Below are 478 nucleotides of genomic sequence, written 5' to 3' on the forward strand. Positions count from 1 at the left end.
AGAAAACCGCCCCAGTGGGTTTCGAAGTGCTCGATGGCAGCCTGGTAGCTGCGCCGGGTGTTGTCACGGGTGGCGGCGCGAAGGTAGCGCTCGATATCGGTCATGGTACGGGTGTCGATGGGTAATGGGCACACCATAAACCGAATCAAGGGATATTGCATGCCAGCGCGGTCTCTGTAGAGCGGCCTTGCGTCGCGATGGCGCGCGAAGCGGGCCCAGGTTGTCAGCTGGGGGGCAGTGGGGCAGCGCCAGTGTTCGCATTACACGCACGCTTTCTCCTCGACACCATAGAACGGCGGGTACTCGCGTAACTGCGCCGGCGACAGTGGCCGACTGAAGTGGTAGCCCTGGGCGATATCACAACCGGCAAGCTTCAGGCACATCACCTGTTCGCGGGTTTCCACGCCTTCGGCAACCACTTCCCGGCCCAGGCGCTTGGCCAGGATGATGGTGGAGGACACGATCGGGCTGTCATCAG

1 protein-coding gene is annotated in these 478 nt (G+C 62.3%); it reads right to left on the reverse strand.

Features of this window, described 5'->3' with window-relative positions; genetic code table 11:
- Positions 1-260: 260 nt before the first annotated feature.
- Positions 261-478, reverse strand: a 218-nt coding sequence (locus EOE48_RS28685; RefSeq protein ID WP_127734242.1) for an EAL domain-containing protein, incomplete at its 5' end; no start/stop codon positions are given.

The organism is Methylobacterium oryzihabitans (assembly GCF_004004555.2).
Taxonomy (GTDB): domain Bacteria; phylum Pseudomonadota; class Alphaproteobacteria; order Rhizobiales; family Beijerinckiaceae; genus Methylobacterium; species Methylobacterium oryzihabitans.